Raw genomic sequence first — 17,355 nt, 5'->3', positions numbered from 1 at the left:
ACAAATTGGTTTAAGGATGAAAATTTCTGGCGCACAGTGGAATGTTGCCAGTGTCAATCACATCCTCTCTGTTCGTTGCGCTTATCTCAATGGGTTACTTGCTGTTTGATAGGGTGTTTCCGCCAAAAGTGGATGCTCCCTTACAAGTTCACTAAATCAATGACCAAATGGCTATTTCACAATGTATCTGACTATGACATAGTACATACTAATGCCATCTTTTCTTATCCGGTTCTAGCTGCTCATCTGGCTTGTCAATTTCGCATAGTTCCATATATTGCGACTCCCCACGGAATGATGGAGCCTTGGGCATTAGCTTATAAAGGTTGGAAGAAAAAAATTTACTTTACTTTGTTTGAAAACCCATCATTACAAAAAGCTAATGCTATTCAAATGACAGCTTCTACTGAAGCTAGACAGATAAATACACTTGATTTAAAAACGCCTTTAGTTTTTGTTCCTAACGGTATTAATAGCAGAGATTTTGAATCTTTACCTAGCTCGGAGCTTTTTTATGAACAGTTTCCCAATACTCGCAATAAAACACTAATTATATTTCTAGGTCGCATTGATCCAAAAAAAGGATTGGATTTATTAGCCACTGCTTTTGCTAAAGCACACAAAAAATTTCCTAAAACTCACCTAATTGTTGCTGGTCCAGACAATACAGGATTTTTACCCACTGCTGAAAGTTATTTTAGCGAAGCAGGCTGTAAGGATGCTGTCACCTTTACTGGAATGCTAACAGGCGCTATTAAATATGCAGCTTTAGCAGCCGCTAACATCTATGTTGCTCCTTCCTATTCTGAAGGCTTTAGTATGTCTGTATTGGAGGGTATGGCTGCGGGTTTACCTTGTGTGATCACGACTGGCTGTAATTTTCCAGAAGCTGCGGAGGCTGAAGCGGCGAGTGTAGTTGACATTAATGCCGAGCAAATAGCTAATGCCTTAATTGAACTTTTGGAAGACCCCGTAAAAGCGAAAAATATGGGCGATCGCGCCCGTCAATTTATCTTAGAAAATTATACTTGGGATAGTGTAGCCTTAAAATTGATTTCAGTTTATCAAGATATTATCAGAAAAACGCATAAAAACCCCGTTTCTTTAGACCAGGGAGTGTCAAGATAGGAGTGCTGGATAACTTTAGCGATCGCTTATAACCATAAAATACCTAATCAATCTTAAAATAGGACGTTAATTATGATTTCATCTACTAACGAATACGAATATTCATATTCTGATAGTAAATCAGAACACCACCATAGCTATCTCATTAAACCTCTAATAAAGATGATGATATGTGAATCTGTTGATATTCTCGAACATCAAAAAAAGCTGCGGATCTTAGATATTGGCTGCGGTAATGGCAGCTTGAGCAACTTAATTGCACAGCAAGGCTATGAGGTTGTTGGTATTGAAGAATCGGAGTCAGGTGTGAAATTAGCTAATGAAAATTTTCCCAGCTGCCGCTTTATTGAAGGCAGTATTTACAATCTCCCTAATACAGAACTAGGAGAAAAGTTTGATATTGTAATTGCTGCTGAGGTAATTGAGCATTTAGTTTATCCTAAAGAATTGCTTAGAAATGCCAAAGAATGCCTCAAGCCAAATGGCCGTTTAATTATTACTACCCCTTATCATGGCTATATTAAAAATCTCATGCTTGCTGTTTCAGGACAAATGGATAAGCACTTCACTACTCTCTGGGATGGCGGTCACATAAAGTTTTTTTCTGTAGCAACAATGAATGCACTACTAGAATCAGAGGGCTATACAGATATCAAGTTTAATTTTACAGGCAGATTTCCCTACCTTTGGAAGTCTATGCTTTGTTCTAGCACTCTAGTTAAATAAAATAATTTATTAAAATATTTTAATAAATGTTAAAAAAAATTACCCCTCTCATCCTTACTTACAACGAAGCTCCTAATATTGAACGCACACTCCAACGTCTCATTTGGGCAAATAAAATCATTGTCATTGATAGTTACAGCACAGATGCAACTTTAGAAATTTTGTATTCCTATCCTCAAATAGAAGTTTTCCAAAAAAAGTTTGATTCTTTTGCTTCTCAGTGTAACTATGGATTAGGGAAAATTTCATCTGAATGGGTACTATCCCTAGATGCAGATTATATTTTAACTGATGAACTCATTGATGAAATTAACGCCTTACAAGCTGAGACTGATATAAATAGCTACAGCGTCAGATTTAAGTACTGTGTCTTCGGTAAACCCCTGCGTGGTACTTTACTTCCACCTCGAAAGGTACTTTACAAGCCTGAAAAAGCGATTTACCAAGATGACGGACACGCCCATAGAGTTGTGGTAGAAGGTAACTCTACAATACTATCTGCATACATTCACCACGACGATCGCAAACCGTTAAGTCGTTGGTTATGGGCACAGGAACGTTATACTTTATTGGAAGTAAAAAAAATACTAGAGACTCCTGTTACAGAACTCAGTTTGGGCGATCGCATCCGCAAACAAAAAATTCTAGCTCCCTTGATTATTTTGATATACTGCCTTATTCTTAAAGGTGGTATTCTTGACGGCTGGCATGGTTGTTACTATGCATTTCAGCGTGTTTTAGTAGAAATTATGCTGGCAATTCGTCTGATAGAAGCTGAGAAATTAGAATAGAGTTACAATCAAGCAGTTCAACTGAATGAAGCTAAGTGTAAGTGTCAGGTTTTCCGCGTAGCAATACACATTAAAGATAACGCTGCCTCTGGTAATTCCGGGTTGATCCCTGATAGTATTTGAGCTAGACGACACTTCCAACTCGACCGACCATAATTTCCCTGTAGTACCTCTGCTCCCACTGTATGGTTGTGAGGATAAAGCTTAACAGTAAACCCCAGTGGTTCTAATATCTGATGGTAAAGTTCAGGCGTTACACCATCACCTGGTTTGTGATGAATCTCCGATCGCAAACCCCAAAACTGCTCTTCATGCGTAGAGTGTCCACCTCTTTGGATTTTTCGATATATTGACAAACGTGCATTCCAAAGCAAACCACCCAAACCTCGTAATTGATATGCAGTGCGCTGAGGATCATGATCGGTGATTAAAAATCCACCAGGACGAACTAATCTAGCTGCTTCCCCCAATGTTTTTGCCATATCATCGCAATGGTGTAAACAGGCATTAGCCATAACAATATCGGCAAAACCTGAAATAAATGGCAGATTTTGAGCATCTGCTAATACTGGGGTGTAACCAAGTTGCTGAGACATTTTCAGCGCCCCATAGGATACATCTACTCCAATTAATAGCTTAGGTTCACCACAACTTTCTTTTAAGGACGCATATACATTACCAGGACCACAACCTATATCTACAACAATTTTGCCATGCCAACTACCAATGGCTGCTTGCCACAGGGCTATAAATTTTTCATCTCTATGACAAGCTGTAAAATAATTTTTTGCCCATTCTGGATGACCAAAGTAGTGACTGTTTGCTTGGATAGCTGGTGTTAGATTTAGTATTTTGCAAACAAGAATACCTTTGTCCCACCTATCAATGTTATTCTCTAAAGGAAAATATTCATTTAACACTGGGTTAATGTATATTTTTTATACAAAAAGTATTTGCAAATAATATAATATACATTTAAAAAAATGTCAAAAAATCAACCAAACATTTCTCAAACAAGGCATGATTATGCAAAAACAATCTATAGCCAATTAGAAACCTGCCAAGACGCGCTACGACGAGAATTTTTAAATAACAAGCCTATTTATAACTGTTATGTAGATAACCTCCTCGTTGAAAAGGATGCTAGAGAAATATATGAAGCATTTCCTCCAAAAAAGAGTTTATTGCTCTTGAAAGACTTGCGCGAGTATAAGTACGTTGGAATGCAAATGAATCAGTTTAATCCAATTCTTGAAGAAATTATTTATGCCTTTCAAGATCCGAGAGTAGTTAAACTCATCTCTAAAATTACTGGATTTGAAGAGTTATTGCCAGATGAATATCTCTATGCAGGTGGAATTAGCATGATGGATTATGGCTGTTTCCTGAATCCACATCTTGATAACTCACATGATAAAGATCGGAAAAATTATCGGGTCATAAATTTGTTGTACTACGTTAGTCCTGATTGGAAAGAAGAATATGGTGGCAATCTCGAATTATGGGATAATGGTTTAAAGCAGAGTAATAGAACTATCCACAGCAAATTTAATCGGCTAGTGATAATGAGTACAAATAAGAAATCCTGGCACTCTGTAAGCAAAGTTAATTATCAAGGTCAGCGTTGCTGTGTGTCTAACTACTATTTCTCTGCCAAACCTGCTGAAGAAGATGATTACTTTCACGTTACTTCCTTCCGAGGACGACCAGAACAAAAGTTGAGAGATATCATACTGCAAGGCGATGCTGCCCTACGTAATGGAGTTCGTAAAATTGTCAAGCATGGAATTAAAAAGCCCTCTATTTATAAAAAATAAACAAATAGGTATTTTATTAGAGTTTGACAACACTAAGGGCTAAACAACAGGAGAAATCAGTATATTTGATGAAATCCTACTATCGTCGCCAGCGTCAAAAAAAGATGCTTTTAGCTCTAGTGGCATTGATTGTCGTAATGCTACTTTTCATTCCAGTACGGTTAGCGATCGCCATTAACCAAGCACCCCAACCTCAAGCTTTCTTTATTTTAGGCGGCGATCCAGCTAGAGAAAAATTCACTGCTGAACTAGTCGAATTGTATCCATCCTTAGAAATCTGGGTGTCCTCTCCTCCAAATCCTCAGAAAACCCTTGAAACTTTCCGAGCGGTAAATGTTCCCAAGACGAAATTAAATATTGACATGGGGGCTGTCGATACTGTGACTAACTTTACCTCTCTCATTGCTAACTTTAAACAACGACAACTTCAACATCTATTTCTAGTTACTTCCAATTATCATATGTCCAGAGCCAAGGCGATCGCTACCATTGTACTTGGTAGTCAAGGCATTGCCTTCACTCCTCTGTCTGTACCATCGAACCAAACTCAAGAATCCCTCATGCATATTATTCGTGATATTTCTCGCTCCCTCGTCTGGATCGTCACAGGTCATACAGGAGCCAGTCTTTAACTAATTGCTAATTTATAATAACGCTCGGTCGTGAAACCTCTCCCTTTCTCTACGAGACGCCAAGGGCGATGGGAGAAGACTCGCTAACGTCCTTCATAGTTAAGAATTCAATTACGAATTATCAATTAAGTAGGCAGGCACGATAAAACCGATATATGTTTAGTTTTGTAAAAACGGTGAAATAATGAATTTGTAAGGTACGTGCCGAATTTATATTTTGTTACATCTTGATAATTTTCTCGCCCACTTACTTACGAGTTATTTGAACCTACTCTTGTTTACCCACCCCATGCGTCTAGATCAATATACTGTTAGCAACTATACTCCAGGCGTACCATACTGGAAGCAACTTCTTTGGTATTTTGTGGGGTCGCCCTTTGTTAAAAGTTATTGCCTTCCACTTTCAGCTTTAAAAATTTGGATACTCCGCAGTTTTGGGGCTAGCATTGGTCAAGGTGTCCGCATTAAACCTGGAGTGCGGGTAAAGTTTCCCTGGCGGTTAAACATTGGTGATTATGTTTGGATTGGGGAAGGGGTGTGGATAGATAACGTCGCTCTTGTCACCATTGAAAGTCATGTTTGCCTGTCTCAAGGGGTCTATCTCTGCACTGGAAATCATGACTGGAATCATCCTGATTTTAAATTAATTGATGCCCCAATCCATATTCAAGAGAGTAGTTGGATTGCCGCTAAGTCGATAATTGGCCCAGGAGTTATAGTTGGTCGCGGAGCAGTACTAACTTTAGGTGCTGTTACAGGGAAATCACTAGAGCCAATGACCATCTATGCAGGTAATCCGGCTCAACCTATCAAGCAACGAAAGCTTTGATATTACGTCCCCTCTAATATTCATTGCGTTTACCGTAAAGCCCAACAATTTCTAGAGTAGAATAGGTTGTTGTATCTAATAGAGTAATGATTAAACTAACTCGTTGAGTGTAAAAATCAGGAATAAGTCTCACTCCTAGTTTTATTTTTCAGAATCACTTGAATGACATAATGAATCACTTACAGCCTTGTTGCATTATAGTATGATTTCTAACTCGAAGACACTCAACAATTTCTCTTTTAGTGCCATTAGATTGTTCTAATTTGGGCGGTGCAAAACTGTATTTCCAATCCAAATTACAATATTTAGTAATGATAAAATTCATAGCTTAGTAGTCATTGTCAGCTACACAAATCCCTTTACATTTAATACCGTTACTAGCGGTGCGTTGGCAATGAGAACAGAGAACTTTTTCGTTTTCTGTTTCTTGATTTATCTTGATACTAATATTTGCCGTAAGAAAGTCGTTTTCGGTTTGGAGTTTTATAGTCATAAGAATGGAGGAATTTATTGCAGTTTACATTTTACAAGTTATTGAGAAGCGGCAGTCAAATACGGACGTTTCAAGTGTCCCAAGTGCTTCAAAACAGTACGGACAGCTTTTTCTAAATTATCGTTGTTTCGTAGTCTACTAATGCGATCGCTACGGTGGGTACTTGTATCATCGCTGATTAACTGCCGAAGCTGACATTCCGACTCCAAATAGTTAAGGTCAAATTATTACAATAGTTATCAAACAGAATTCAGGAGTCAGGAGTCAGGAGTCAGAATGGGCTAAACCTTAGCTATCCGCTAACAGAATGAATTCTGTACGAGTGGCGGATAGCGTAGCGTTAGCGAGTCCGCGTACTCTTACAGAGAATCAAGCTACGCTTTTAGCGTCTTGTAGAGAGCGTCTGAATAAATGGGTTTAAGACCCCCACGGGGGTCTTAAACAATCTTCATTAGGGTGGCATGAGGGAGAACATAGCGCAACCTGGTTATTGTTCCAAGTGTGGTGGTTGGCTAGGTATGAATCTTCCTGTCAAGTCCTCCTCAGAACTTACGGATTGCTCAACTTTATCTAAAGAAGAATTACATTCGCAAACTTGGATAGTAGAGGTTATTGGAGAATTAATTTCTTCCACCCTATCTTTTAACTCTCCACCAGCAAAAGAAGAAATTGCCAAATCTTTGAGTCTAGTCATAAATGTAGTGACTAATGGCAATATAGCTGAGTTTGGCCGTTTGATGGGAATACCGAAGAATACTTTATGGATGTGGCAGACGGGTAAAGCTTTACCAGTGCTTGATATACTTCTCAAAATTTGTTATCGCTTAGAAATATCTCTGCTAGATTTACTAAAACCAGAACAACTTGCTGCTAAATCTTTTACGAAAATATCACACAAAACCATTCGGCGATCGCCCACACTAAGAGCATCTCCAAAACTTTTCGAGGCTAATCAAGTACAAGATGCTTTGCTAGCAATCCTTGCAAGCGACAACGAGCCACCACTGACAATGGAAAATGAAACACGACGTGAAATTGGAGTTTAAAGCTATTAAACTTAAAAGGGCAGACTTAGTTGGCTTCTTTGTCTACAGATGGAAAATTGGAAGCATAACTTTGCCGCTTTTAATTGGAAGCATAAGCTTGCCGTTGCGGCAAAGTTATGGGTAAAGTCACAACGACATTCAATTTGTAAATGCCTAACAAAAATGGACGTAACTGGATTCGAACCAGTGACCTCTACGATGTCAACGTAGCGCTCTAACCAACTGAGCTATACGTCCTTAACCACACAATTATCGATGATAGCATACACTTTCTTGATAAAGCAAGATAAAAGCGCAAATCAGGAACTATATAATTTAACTTGAGAATTAATGCGATGCCTACGGCGGTAAACTACGCACTCTTCCCGTGATCCCAAAACAGCAAAAAGATTGCACTGGCACTCAAAGCTACAACCACATTGATTCTTCTTGCAAAGTTTCACGCCCGGAGACCGGGATGCGCGAACTTTGCGCTGTATAGTGTATGATTGTTAAGGTTATTCGGTTCTGGTGGGAGTCAGCTACCGGAGGTAAGGGGGAAAGTTCGGTGTAAATCCGGCACTGTCCCGCAACTGTGAGCTTATTTGAGATTTGAGATTAGCAAACTAAGTAATCCAAAATCCAACAAAATTAAGTGAGTCAGGATGCCCGCCGAAATAGATTTATCACTTACACATATCTGCGAGGTACAGATGACTACTACTGTAAATATTTCCCCAACTAGTTGCTTTGGTGTTGCTAGCCATAATTTATTTGTTTGTAAAACCTGTGCAAGCGTTTGGCAAGATGGAAAATCCTTAGGTGAAAGTGGTGGTCAACAACTACTACATCAACTTCAGCACTTGGCACAAGATTGGGACTTACGAGATGAATTTCCAATTCAGGAAGTTGAATGCATGAGTGCTTGTAATCGTTCCTGTGTAGTCGCCTTTACTGCTAAAGGCAAATTAACATATCTATTTGGCGATTTAGCTGTTGATGGTAGTGCATCTGCGGTGTTAGAGTGCGCTAGTCAATACTATGCAAAACCAAGTGGTTTATTGCCTTGGTCAGAGCGCCCGGAAGCCCTAAGAAAGGGCATTTTAGCAAAGATTCCACCTTTATCTCAATGATCCGCGTTTTGATTCTGGGTGGAACGGGAGATGCAGCAGAACTAGCTGCCAAAGTGGCGACTATGCAGGGGGTAGAAGTAATCACTTCTCTAGCTGGTCGCACCCGTGAACCATCAGTCCCGTTGGGCGAACTCCGGGTTGGAGGTTTTGGCGGTGTTGATGGATTGGCTAGCTATCTGCGAGTAATGGAAATTGACTTGCTGATTGATGCAACCCATCCTTTTGCTACGCAGATTTCCTTTAATGCGGCAGATGCGGCAACCAAAGTCGGAGTACGTCGTCTGATGTTAATTCGTCCGTCTTGGGAGAAAGGAAGTAGCGATCGCTGGATTGAAGTTGACAGCGTTAAAGCCGCAGCCACAACCCTGCAAAACCAAGCACAGCGAGTATTTTTGACAGTTGGTAGGCAAGAACTCGCCGTCTTTGCTCACTTAGAGGAAATTTGGTTTCTGATGCGGATGATTGACCTTCCTACTGATGATGCTTTAATGCCGCCGGGAATGCTATTGTGCGATCGCGGTCCCTTTACTCTCAATAATGAAAGGGAAATCCTCATTCACTACAACATCGATACCATAGTGAGTAAAAATAGCGGTGGCGATGCAACAAAGCCCAAGATTATTGCGGCGCAAGAACTTGGGGTAAAGGTTGTCATGGTAAATCGTCCAGCTATACCGCCAGGGGAGCAGGTTACTAATGTTGATGGTGCTTTAGCATGGCTAATTCGTAATTCGTAATTCATGGTGCGACTACGAATTATGTCCCATTATCTTTGATTAATAGTAATATGTAATTTATTACTTTATTTTTAATTAATAAAGTGTTGAATACGGTTGACAAACTCTTCTAATTCTAAAATCAAGTTGGTAGTATCTGTAAGCTCTTGATGGTGAGCTAGTTGTTCTAGTTTATCAGCTGCTAGGTACATAGTTGTGGCTCCGATATTGGCACTAGCACCTTTAAGGTGATGGGTTTCTCGCGCAATTTGCTCAAAGTCACCAGATGCGATCGCTGCTTTAATTATCTCTAAACGAGGTTTAATATCTTCAACGAATAGTTGCAATAAACTTAATTCAAATTCGGCGTCATTTTCGGATACCTGATGCAAGTGTTCCCAATCAATTGCTAGGTCAGTGGAAGCTGTCTGTTCATAAAGAACTGCGTCTTGTTGTGAGCTGATCACGCCTGTCCAATGCTCTAGAGCAACCGCCAATTTTTCTTTCAACACTGGTTTACTCAGATAGTCGTCCATTCCTGCATTTAGACACATTTGTTTGTCTTCTTTCATCGCATTAGCCGTCATCGCAATCACCACAGGACGATGACCCAGAGCGAAGGCGCTCTCTTGCCAACGATGAATTTCTTTTGTGGTTTCCAAACCGTCAAGAATTGGCATTTGGCAATCCATTAAAATCAAATCATAGGGAATTTTATCTAATAGCTGCAAAACTTCCCTTCCATTGGCAACGACATCGGCTTTGTAGCCCAAATTCTGGAGTTGCTTCAGAGCTACCTTCTGATTCACCAAATTATCTTCAGCTAGCAAAATTCTCAAATTTGATTTAGTAGAGGAAGAGTGATTAGAGTAGGTAATGGGGTCAGAAAATAAAGTTTTTGCTTTCTCATTTTCTTCCGGTTCAGGCTGATTTTTTAGAATAGTCATGATGGTATCAAGGAGTCGGGATGATTTAATGGGTTTGGCCAAATAAGTAGCAAATCCTACTTTGAGCGCCCGTTGCATTTGATGCCGTTCATTAATAGAGGTGAGCATAATCAAAGGTATATCAATAATTGCCGAATTGGTTTTAATTTGTTCTGCTAATGTCATGCCATTTGTTGGGGGTATTTGCATATCAACCAAGGCGATATCATAGGATTTACCCTGCTCACAAGCTGACTGAATAGCAATGAGTGCAGCAGCAATACTGTCAGCTTGATCTACCTGCATTCCCCAACGAGTCGCTTGATGGTAGAGAATTTTGTAATTAGTAGTGTTGTTATCGACTACTAATAAACGGTGATTGATCAAAAGTCGGCGTTCGCGTTTTGGCAAAACAGGCTCAACTTGCTTCGTAAAAAGTACCTCAAACCAAAACTTAGATCCTTTCCCCATTTGACTTTCTATCCCAATCACTCCTCCCATTAAGGTTACAAGTTGTTTACAGATGGCTAATCCCAAACCGGTACCACCATACTTGCGAGTGGTAGAAGCATCTACTTGGGTAAATGGAGTAAAGAGTTTGCGTTGGTCTTCAGGGCTAATACCAAGACCGGTATCTGTAATGGCAAAATGGATGGTAGCTGTAGTGGAGGAAACCGAACGCAATTCGGCTTGCACTAATACTTCGCCAGCGCTGGTAAACTTGATAGCGTTGCTGATTAGATTCATCAGAATTTGCCGCAGTCTACCAGCATCTCCTCTGAGGTGGGTGGGGACGTTATGCTCAATCAGTGCGGCAATTTCCAATCCCTTGTTATGAGCTGAGGGAGCCAATAATTCCACCACTTCTTCAACACAAGTGGATAAGTCAAAATCTAGAGTTTCCAGAGCCATCTCTCCAGCCTCAAGTTTGGAAAGATCCAAAATCTCGTTGATTAAACTTAAAAGCGCGTCTCCACTACTACGAATTGTTTCAACAAAATCTCGCTGTTCTGCATCTAAGGAAGTATCTAATACTAAACTGGTCATTCCCAATACAGCGTTCATCGGAGTCCGAATTTCATGACTCATATTCGCCAAAAAGGCACTTTTAGTCTGAGAAGCTAATTTGGCTTGGCGATGGGCAATTTCAAGTTCTTGTCGCTGATGAGTTTCTGCTGCTAATAGTTGGGCTTGGGTTAAGGCAATGCCAACTTGGTCGGCTATTTGCCGCAAAAGATGAGTTTCAAAGCTAGACCATTGTTGGGAATCATCACACTGATGAACTATGAGCAAACCGCTAAGTTCTTCTTTGACAAGAATGGGTACAACCAAATTGACTTTGACCCCAAACTGTTGCATTAATTCCAGATGGTTTTGTTCAACTTCCAGCATATCCAAGTTAAACAGCCCTACAACCCGTCCTTGACGGTACTGCTGTAGATAGTACTGTTGTACATATTCGGCTCGAAAGTAGGAAGCGGCGATATTTTGCTCTTTGATTGCTGGTAAGCCAGAAACTACTGCTTCGATAATGTTGGGTACAGGCTCATTTGGCAAAAGCTGATAGATCAAAACTCGGTCAGCCTGGAGAATCTTTTGCACTTCCTGAACAGTGATTTGGAGAATTTCTTTGATTTGCAAAGACTGGCGAATCTTGAGGGTGATTTCTGTAAAAAGTTGCGATCGCAAGTTTTGGCGTTGTATTTGTTCTTCAATTTGTTTACGCTGGATAAATTGCCCCACTTGCTCACCAATCGAATTCATCGTTTTTACCAAATCTCGGTCAGGTGGCTGGATTTCATGGTTGAAGCAGGTAATGACACCGAGGATTTTGTTGCCGTTGCGGATTGGAAACCCAAAGGCTCCGCGTAGTTCTACTTGAGCATTAATTTTGAAGCGGGAGAAACTGAGTTCTTTGACGACATCAGTGATCCAAACAGGTTCAGAACTAGCCCAAACTCGTCCAGGAAGTCCAATTCCTGGTGCAAACGTGGTTTGCCGATTCAGTACTTCAAACTCTTCCACCTCAAAAGATGCTTTATGCCACAGATCGAGAAAACGCAGCACATTTGCTTGCTGATCTACCATCCAAATTTCACCCAAATCCCATCCCAGACTTTCGCAGATTCCTTGTAGAATTTGCGTAGTAGCTTCGCCCGTGGTGGCGGACTCCGCTAAAACGCGGGTTGCAGCATATTGTACAGTCAAAAGCCGTTCAGATCGTTTGCGAGCGGTGATGTCAATGCCAGTGCTAATAATGTATTCCACTGATCCTTCATAGTCTTTTAAGAAGGTATTTAACCAGGCAATCAGTCGGCGACTGCCATTCTTCATTACCCAATAGTTTTCGTACTCATTCAGGACTTGACCAGTTCGTAACTGCTCAAAAACTGCTTTGAACGACTCTATTTCTTCAGGAATTAACAAGAAGTTCCAGCAATACCTACCCCTGACCTCATCGAAGGAGTAACCCGTTATTTGCTCAGAAGCTTGATTGAAACGAACGATTTGCCCTTGAGAATCGAGAACTATTACTAACGCGCTAGTTGTATCAAGGACTGCTGAGATAAAGTTGCGTTCTTGATTTAAGGCTTCTTCTGTTCTCTTCCGCTCAGTAACCTCATAATAGATGAAGTAGTAGATTACAGTCAGAATGATAAAACTTAGAAAAATGGCGATCGCAAGTGCCACAATTGTATCGTGAGTCCGAGATTTTGTTGCTTGTAACTCTTGCTGAAGCAGCTTTCTTTCCTCGTTCTCCATCTCATGGATTATCTTATGGATATCATCCATGAGATTTTGTTTATCATTTCTCATCAGTATTTGCAATGCTGCCTCTAATCCCTTGTTCTGGCGCAAGTCGATAGTCTGTCTGAATTCAGTAAGTTTAGCCTTGATCAGAGATTCAAGCGTTGCGATCTGCTGTCGTTGGTTGGGTTGACTTGCGGTTAAATCCTTTAGTTGGGCAATTTCTTGATCGACATTAGCAAGTGCTGCTTGATACAGTTTTAGATAAAGTTTTTCTCCAGTGAAGATGTAACGACTTTGTGCAGTCCCGGCATCCTTTATATCGTACAGTAGCTCTCCGAGACTGTTGAGCTTTTTGTAAGCATTTTTTACTATACTGCGATTATTATTATATACTCTTGTATTTTGACAAGAAACCACACCAATCAGAACTAAAATTGCTAACGCCAAACCAAAACCTACTGCAATCTTTTTGAAAAATTGCTTGCGTACTTTCTGCTCCTATTTGCCTTTCTTGGTAACAAGTACCAAACTTGCTAAATTTCGGCGCAATTCCATTTGCTTCATGACTTGACGACCTAAAGCTCGTAATGCCTCCAATTGTTCTGGAGTAAGTTCCCGTGCTACATAATCAATCACGCAAAGAGTTCCTAGTGCGTATCCCTCAGGGTTAGTCAAAGGTACACCAGCATAAAATCGAATATTTGGATCAGATGTAACTAATGGATTTGTAGTAAACCGTTCATCATCTGTTGCATCAGGCACAATCAAAACATCAGGCTGTAAAATAGCATGGGCACAAAATGCTAAATCTCGATGTGTTTCTAGAGCATCCAAACCAACTTTTGACTTGAACCACTGGCGGTTTGCATCAATTAAGCTAATTAAGGCAATAGGAGTCTGACAAATATACGAGGCTAAACGGGTGAGGTCATCAAAGGCGGCTTCAGATGGGGTATCGAGAACTTTATACTGCAAGAGCGTCTCGATTCTCTGTAATTCGTTATCAGGTAATGGTGCTTTCATCCTTGAGCCTTATCTACATTCTGGGCTTGGGAAAAAAGCAGGGGGGGAAGGAAATTACCAATACCCAATGCCCAGTTCAACAAACTTACTTCAATTAATGACAATAGTTTGGTCAAAAGCGTTAGCGTAATTTCACGGAGTTAGACCTTATTCACAAACTGGTCAAATGATTAAGTCTCTGCTATGTTTTTTGTCGGCTGGTTTATTTGAAATCGGGGGCGGCTACTTGATCTGGTTGTGGTTGCGCGAAGGTAAGCCGTTTTGGTGGGGGATATTGGGTGGAATTGCTTTAGCTGTCTATGGTGTTATTGCAACTCTTCAACCAGCAAATTTTGGCAGAGTATATGCGGCTTATGGCGGAGTGTTTATTGCAATGGCAATGCTTTGGGGTTGGAAGATAGACGAAGTAACCCCAGACCGCTATGACCTAATCGGAGCTTGTTTAGCTTTAATAAGTGTATTAATTATCATGTTTGCACCCAGAAGTTAAGTAAAATTTCTAGATTATTTCCGACAAATAAGTTTTGTGATACTAGCTCTTTTTGAAGAGGAAGCTGAATTGCAAGGTTTGGATATCAACGAACACGGTGAAGAAGGTTATAACTATGAGTTCAGCGATCGTTCCATTCAATAAACTCACATTTTGCACCAAGCCCAAACGACTGGAAGTCGCGGCTATACAAACAAAGTCCGCCTGCGCGGACTAAAGGAAATCAAGGGTTTTGAAGCCTGGATCGGCAGGCTTTGTTGTGGTAGCCACGATTTTAATCGTTAGGTGCAAGATGTGAGTAAAGAGTGCTGAGTTGGGAGGGAAAAACTTTCTGTTTGCTTCCCCCACTCCCAACTCCCCAGTTTAAAATTAGGTGATTTGCGATCGCTAGCGTTAAAATCTGATTCAAATAATGGGTAAATTTCGCTAGTCGTGTCTACTTCTGTTAAAACCTTTCCTCTCTGGGCATTTTTCTCGCTGTTAACCAACGGCATCCTAATGTTGGCGGTGATCCTGCTAATTTGGCAACAGCAGAGAGTGGCCGCTTTTTTTGGGATAATAACATCCCCAGAGCCAATCAACCTAAATAGCGATCGCCAAATTGCTACACCTGATTTGGGTCGCCGTCATCAACTTAATTACCAGGAGTGGGTAGACATCCTCAATCAAGAAGCCGAGGTAGCCGCTGACCAAAGTCCTCCGCATTTAACCATTCTGGCGGGAGATTCTTTGAGTTTGTGGTTTCCCACTGAGTTATTACCCGAAGGTAAAAATTGGCTCAACCAAGGAATTTCTGGCGAAACCAGCAATGGACTCTTGAAAAGATTGAATATATTTGACCGCACCCAGCCAGAGGTAATTTTTGTGATGATTGGTATTAATGACCTAATTCGAGGCACGAGCGACAGGGTAATTTTAAATAATCAGCGGCAAATTATTAATTACCTGCGAAACACGCATCCCACAGCCCAAATTGTTGTCCAATCGATTTTGCCACATGGGGCAGAGTCAGCAACTTGGAAAAAACGAGATAAACTTCTGGCTATTGCCAATAGTCGCATTCGCAAGTTGAATGAGAAACTGCAAAGCATATCTGCCAAAAAAGGTATCAAATATCTCGATTTATATTCCCTATTTACCAACACGCAAGGTAATCTCCGGCGGGAATTTACTACTGATGGCTTACACTTAAGTCGTGAAGGCTATATAGTTTGGCGTTCGGCATTGCAGATTTATAGCGATATCGAATTGAAACCCCAGCAAGAAAAAAAGGGGAAAAGGTAAAGGCATTAAATCTCTTTTCCTCTCTCTGGTAATATCTTTGAATACAACTCTGTATAAATCGCGTCTTGGCACGAGACAATAAAAAGTAGTAGTTTAAGTAAACAAATCTAATGGATACAAAAGCTTTTAAGCGCACGCTCCAACATTCAGAAAATTACAATCGCAAAGGCTTTGGTCATCAAGCAGAAGTTGCCATCCAGTTGCAATCTCAGTATCAGAGTAACTTGATTCAGGAAATTCGCGATCGCAATTACATTTTGCAACGGGGTGATGTAACGATTCGATTAGCACAAGCCTTTGGCTTTTGCTGGGGTGTAGAACGGGCTGTAGCGATAGCCTATGAAACCCGTCAGCACTTCCCCACAGAACGCATCTGGATTACTAACGAAATTATTCACAATCCTTCTGTAAATCAACGGTTGCAGGAGATGGAAGTAAAATTTATCCCGATTGAAGCAAATCAAAAAGACTTTTCTGTTGCTGAAACTGGTGATGTAGTCATATTACCTGCTTTTGGCGCTAGCGTTCAAGAAATGCAGATACTTCACGATAAAGGCTGCACAATTGTTGATACAACTTGCCCTTGGGTTTCTAAAGTTTGGAATACAGTCGAAAAGCACAAAAAAATTGATTACACTTCAATCATTCATGGTAAATATAAGCACGAAGAAACAGTCGCTACGAGTTCTTTTGCTGGCAAGTATTTGATTGTGTTGAATTTGCCAGAAGCAGAATATGTTGCTGACTATATTAGCAATGGTGGAAATCGGGAAGAATTTCTGACCAAATTTGCTAAAGCTTGTTCAGCAGGATTTGACCCTGATCAAGATTTAGAAAGAGTTGGCATTGCAAACCAAACTACGATGCTTAAAGGCGAAACTGAGCAAATTGGCAAGCTTTTTGAGCGTACCATGTTGCAGAAGTATGGCCCCACTGAGTTAAATCAGCATTTCCAAAGCTTCAATACCATCTGTGACGCCACCCAAGAACGACAAGATGCAATGTTGGAGTTAGTGCAGCATAATTTAAATTTGATGGTAGTAATTGGTGGGTTTAATTCATCAAATACTACTCAATTACAACAAATTGCTTTTGAGAGGGGAATTCCTTCTTATCACATTGATACTGTTGAACGCCTTAAATCAAGAAATTCTATTGAGCATCGGCAATTAAATGGCCAGCTAATAACTACAGAAAACTGGCTACCAGATGGAGAAATTGTTGTAGGAATTACTTCTGGTGCTTCCACGCCAGATAAGGTAGTAGAAGATGTGATTGAGAAAATTTTTGCAATGAAAGCAACAGCAGCACTGGTTTAAATTGTCGGGGTGTATGCAACCTAATTATATTATGTCCGCTTGATTGCTTATTAAACCCAAAGAACCCCACCCCGCCAAAGCTATGCTTTGTCTCCCCTCCCCGCAAGGGGGGAGGCGTTGGGGTTCTTTTATTATCTATACTTTTGCAGTTTTTACTATTTGTGGATGAGTAATAATACTCATGGCATGAGAAGAGGATTTCTTTAAAAACTAGTTCACTAACGCGTCGGACTAGTTATTTTTTTTACATAACTAGGTTGTTTCACACTTAA

General features: G+C 40.4%; 13 protein-coding genes, 1 tRNA gene, 1 pseudogene and 1 riboswitch. Of the genes and pseudogenes, 12 read left to right on the top strand and 3 right to left on the bottom strand.

Annotated features, from left to right (window positions below):
* Window positions 1-132: 132 nt before the first annotated feature.
* The 3 genes from ACEW80_RS33305 to ACEW80_RS33295 all read left to right on the top strand — a co-directional run bounded on the left by ACEW80_RS33305 (window position 133) and on the right by ACEW80_RS33295 (window position 2,645).
* Complete coding sequence (locus tag ACEW80_RS33305; RefSeq protein ID WP_373530714.1) at window positions 133-1,128, top strand: glycosyltransferase; 996 nt, start codon at window positions 133-135, stop codon at window positions 1,126-1,128.
* Between the two features lie 72 nt (window positions 1,129-1,200).
* Window positions 1,201-1,854 carry a class I SAM-dependent methyltransferase gene (locus ACEW80_RS33300; RefSeq protein ID WP_373530713.1) on the top strand — a complete coding sequence of 218 codons (654 nt, stop codon included), beginning with the start codon at window positions 1,201-1,203 and terminating at the stop codon, window positions 1,852-1,854.
* Window positions 1,855-1,880: 26 nt separating this feature from the next.
* Window positions 1,881-2,645: a glycosyltransferase family 2 protein gene (locus tag ACEW80_RS33295; protein ID WP_373530712.1), complete on the top strand. Its 765-nt coding sequence runs from the start codon at window positions 1,881-1,883 to the stop codon at window positions 2,643-2,645.
* A gap of 44 nt (window positions 2,646-2,689) precedes the next feature.
* Here the strand turns inward: ACEW80_RS33295 and ACEW80_RS33290 are convergent, their stop codons facing one another.
* Window positions 2,690-3,565, bottom strand: a complete 876-nt coding sequence (locus ACEW80_RS33290; protein ID WP_373530711.1) for a class I SAM-dependent methyltransferase — start codon at window positions 3,563-3,565, stop codon at window positions 2,690-2,692.
* Between the two features lie 63 nt (window positions 3,566-3,628).
* Between ACEW80_RS33290 and ACEW80_RS33285 the strand changes: the two genes are divergently transcribed.
* From ACEW80_RS33285 to ACEW80_RS33270, 4 genes are all read left to right on the top strand, one after another.
* Window positions 3,629-4,462 carry a 2OG-Fe(II) oxygenase gene (locus ACEW80_RS33285; RefSeq protein ID WP_373530710.1) on the top strand — a complete coding sequence of 278 codons (834 nt, stop codon included), beginning with the start codon at window positions 3,629-3,631 and terminating at the stop codon, window positions 4,460-4,462.
* A 68-nt stretch (window positions 4,463-4,530) separates the two neighbouring features.
* Window positions 4,531-5,094: a YdcF family protein gene (locus ACEW80_RS33280; protein WP_373530709.1), complete on the top strand. Its 564-nt coding sequence runs from the start codon at window positions 4,531-4,533 to the stop codon at window positions 5,092-5,094.
* Window positions 5,095-5,383: 289 nt separating this feature from the next.
* The gene (locus ACEW80_RS33275; RefSeq protein ID WP_373530708.1) at window positions 5,384-5,923 is read left to right on the top strand and encodes a WcaF family extracellular polysaccharide biosynthesis acetyltransferase; all 540 of its coding nucleotides are present in this window, start codon (window positions 5,384-5,386) and stop codon (window positions 5,921-5,923) included.
* Between the two features lie 954 nt (window positions 5,924-6,877).
* Window positions 6,878-7,462, top strand: a complete 585-nt coding sequence (locus ACEW80_RS33270) for a helix-turn-helix domain-containing protein (RefSeq protein ID WP_373530707.1) — start codon at window positions 6,878-6,880, stop codon at window positions 7,460-7,462.
* A 163-nt stretch (window positions 7,463-7,625) separates the two neighbouring features.
* On the opposite strand, the gene ACEW80_RS33265 is transcribed toward ACEW80_RS33270, so the two are convergent.
* Window positions 7,626-7,699, bottom strand: a tRNA-Val gene (locus ACEW80_RS33265).
* A 248-nt stretch (window positions 7,700-7,947) separates the two neighbouring features.
* Window positions 7,948-8,133, top strand: a riboswitch (cobalamin riboswitch).
* 21 nt (window positions 8,134-8,154) lie between these two features.
* Between ACEW80_RS33265 and ACEW80_RS33260 the strand changes: the two genes are divergently transcribed.
* Together ACEW80_RS33260 and ACEW80_RS33255 are read left to right on the top strand one after the other, a co-directional pair.
* On the top strand, window positions 8,155-8,574 hold the full coding sequence (locus ACEW80_RS33260) for a DUF1636 domain-containing protein (protein WP_373530706.1): 420 nt from the start codon (window positions 8,155-8,157) through the stop codon (window positions 8,572-8,574).
* The gene (locus ACEW80_RS33255) at window positions 8,571-9,311 is read left to right on the top strand and encodes a cobalt-precorrin-6A reductase (RefSeq protein ID WP_373530705.1); all 741 of its coding nucleotides are present in this window, start codon (window positions 8,571-8,573) and stop codon (window positions 9,309-9,311) included. The genes ACEW80_RS33260 and ACEW80_RS33255 overlap by 4 nt, the downstream gene beginning before the upstream one ends.
* Before the next feature lie 71 nt (window positions 9,312-9,382).
* On the opposite strand, the pseudogene ACEW80_RS33250 reads toward ACEW80_RS33255, so the two are convergent.
* Window positions 9,383-13,990, bottom strand: a pseudogene (locus ACEW80_RS33250) (GAF domain-containing protein).
* Window positions 13,991-14,156: 166 nt separating this feature from the next.
* Between ACEW80_RS33250 and ACEW80_RS33245 the strand changes: the two are divergent.
* From ACEW80_RS33245 to ACEW80_RS33235, 3 genes are all read left to right on the top strand, one after another.
* Entirely contained in the window at window positions 14,157-14,480 is a 324-nt protein-coding gene (locus ACEW80_RS33245; RefSeq protein WP_373530704.1) for a YnfA family protein, read from the top strand.
* A 432-nt stretch (window positions 14,481-14,912) separates the two neighbouring features.
* Window positions 14,913-15,764 carry an SGNH/GDSL hydrolase family protein gene (locus ACEW80_RS33240; RefSeq protein ID WP_373530703.1) on the top strand — a complete coding sequence of 284 codons (852 nt, stop codon included), beginning with the start codon at window positions 14,913-14,915 and terminating at the stop codon, window positions 15,762-15,764.
* Between the two features lie 110 nt (window positions 15,765-15,874).
* Window positions 15,875-17,083: a 4-hydroxy-3-methylbut-2-enyl diphosphate reductase gene (locus ACEW80_RS33235; protein WP_373530702.1), complete on the top strand. Its 1,209-nt coding sequence runs from the start codon at window positions 15,875-15,877 to the stop codon at window positions 17,081-17,083.
* Window positions 17,084-17,355: the final 272 nt, after the last annotated feature.

Source organism: Nostoc sp., from assembly GCF_041747015.1.
In the GTDB taxonomy this organism is placed as follows: Bacteria; Cyanobacteriota; Cyanobacteriia; order Cyanobacteriales; family Nostocaceae; genus Nostoc.
This window is presented reverse-complemented; position numbering and strand designations above follow the sequence as displayed.

Coding starts and splice junctions, on each gene's coding strand:
- ACEW80_RS33300 (WP_373530713.1), top strand. CDS start 1,201: ATGATTTCATCTACTAACGAATACGAATATTCATATTCTGATAGTAAA.
- ACEW80_RS33245 (WP_373530704.1), top strand. CDS start 14,157: ATGATTAAGTCTCTGCTATGTTTTTTGTCGGCTGGTTTATTTGAAATC.
- ACEW80_RS33295 (WP_373530712.1), top strand. CDS start 1,881: ATGTTAAAAAAAATTACCCCTCTCATCCTTACTTACAACGAAGCTCCT.
- ACEW80_RS33285 (WP_373530710.1), top strand. CDS start 3,629: ATGTCAAAAAATCAACCAAACATTTCTCAAACAAGGCATGATTATGCA.
- ACEW80_RS33280 (WP_373530709.1), top strand. CDS start 4,531: ATGAAATCCTACTATCGTCGCCAGCGTCAAAAAAAGATGCTTTTAGCT.
- ACEW80_RS33235 (WP_373530702.1), top strand. CDS start 15,875: ATGGATACAAAAGCTTTTAAGCGCACGCTCCAACATTCAGAAAATTAC.
- ACEW80_RS33275 (WP_373530708.1), top strand. CDS start 5,384: ATGCGTCTAGATCAATATACTGTTAGCAACTATACTCCAGGCGTACCA.
- ACEW80_RS33305 (WP_373530714.1), top strand. CDS start 133: ATGCTCCCTTACAAGTTCACTAAATCAATGACCAAATGGCTATTTCAC.
- ACEW80_RS33255 (WP_373530705.1), top strand. CDS start 8,571: ATGATCCGCGTTTTGATTCTGGGTGGAACGGGAGATGCAGCAGAACTA.
- ACEW80_RS33270 (WP_373530707.1), top strand. CDS start 6,878: ATGAGGGAGAACATAGCGCAACCTGGTTATTGTTCCAAGTGTGGTGGT.
- ACEW80_RS33260 (WP_373530706.1), top strand. CDS start 8,155: ATGACTACTACTGTAAATATTTCCCCAACTAGTTGCTTTGGTGTTGCT.